This is a genomic window from Hyalangium sp. (assembly GCF_045802625.1).
In the GTDB taxonomy this organism is placed as follows: Bacteria; Myxococcota; Myxococcia; order Myxococcales; family Myxococcaceae; genus Hyalangium.
The window spans coordinates 1-1622 of record NZ_JBJMQP010000126.1; the positions used below are offsets into that span (position 1 = coordinate 1).

Annotated in this window: 1 protein-coding gene; it reads right to left on the bottom strand. The window is 69.7% G+C overall.

Going from position 1 to position 1622, the window contains the following annotated elements:
• Positions 1-1608: condensation domain-containing protein (locus tag ACJ8AT_RS23830; RefSeq protein ID WP_407740129.1), on the bottom strand; the 1608-nt coding region annotated here is incomplete at its 3' end.
• Positions 1609-1622 lie beyond the last annotated feature (14 nt).

The window sequence follows — 1622 nt, forward strand, 5'->3', positions numbered from 1 at the left end:
GATGCCCAGCGAGCGCAGGTGGAGGGCGAGCTGGTTGGCGCGGGAGTTGAGCTGGCGGTAGGTGAGGGTGCTGCCCTCGAAGCTCACGGCCGGGGCGTCCGGGGTGCGCTCCACCTGGGCCTCGAAGAGCTGGTGGGCGGTGGCGGCGGGGCGCTCCACACGCGTGTCGTTCCACTCCACCAACATCCGCTGCCGCTCGTCCTGTCCGAGCATGGACAGCTGCGAGAGGCGCTGCTCGGGCGAGGAGACGGCCGTCCGCAGCAGGGTGTGCAGCTGGCCCATCATCCGCTCGATGGTGCCGGCGTCGAACAGGTCCGTGCTGTACTCGCAGACGCAGGCCAGCCCCTGCTCCGTGTCGTCGAACGACAACGTGATGTCGAACTTCGCGGTCTGGTGATCCACCGGGATCTGCCGCAGGGTCAGATCCGTCAGCTCCAGCCGCGTCTGGGGCTGGTTCTGCAGGACGAGCTTCACCTGGAAGAGCGGCGCGTGGCCGAGGCTGCGCTCGGGGTTGAGCTCACGCACCAGCTCCTCGAAGGGCACGTCCTGGTGGGCGTAGGCGCCCAGAGCGGCCTCGCGCACGCGGCCGATCAACTCACGGAAGGTGGGGTCTCCTTCCAGCTTCGTGCGCATGACGAGCTGGTTGATGAAGAAGCCGATGAGGCCCTCGGTCTCCGCGTGGGTGCGGTTGGCGACGTCGGTGCCGACCACGATGTCCGTCTGTCCGGAGTAGCGGGCCAGGAGCACATCGAAGGCCGCCAGCAGCGTCATGAACAGCGTGACGCCCTCGCGCTGGCTCAACGCCTTGATTCCCTCGGAGAGCTCCTTCGGCAGCACGAACCCGTAGTTCTCGCCGCGGAAGGTGCGCGCGGGCGGGCGAGGCCTGTCGGTGGCCAGCTCCAGCAGCTGCGGGATGCCGGCGAGCTGCTGCTTCCACCAGGCGAGCTGACCGGCGAGCACCTCGCCCTCCAGCCAGTTGCGCTGCCAGGCCGCGAAGTCCACGTACTGCACGGACAGCTCGGGCAGGGGCGAGGCGCGGCCGGTGGTGAACGCCGCGTACAGGGCGGCCACCTCGCGGATGAGGATGCCCATGGACCAACCGTCCGAGATGATGTGGTGCATCGTTAGCAGCAGCACGTGCTCACGCTCGGTCAGCTTCAACAGGGTGACGCGCAACAGCGGGCCACGGGACAGGTTGAAGGGCCGCTTCGCCTCGGTGACGGCGAGGCGCTTGGACTCCGCATCGCGCTCGGCCTCCGCGACGGACGTCAGGTCCACCACGTGGAGGCGCAGCGAGATGTCCGTGGCGATGCGCTGCCGCGTCACGTTCTGCTCGTGATGGAACGTCGCGCGCAGACCCTCGTGACGGCGGATGACCTCGTTGAAGCTCTTCTCCAGCGCCGCCACGTCCAGCGTGCCCTCCAGCCGGAGCGCGGCGGGCATGTTGTAGAGCGGGCTGTCCGGCTCGAGCCGGTCGAGCACCCACAGGCGCTGCTGGGCGAAGGAGAGCGGGAGGGACTCGCCGCGCGGGTGGGGCCGCAGCGGGGGGACCTGCAAGCCGTGCCCGGCGCGGTGGGCCGCTTCGACCCGAGTCGCCAGTCCGGCCACCGTGCGCGCCTCGA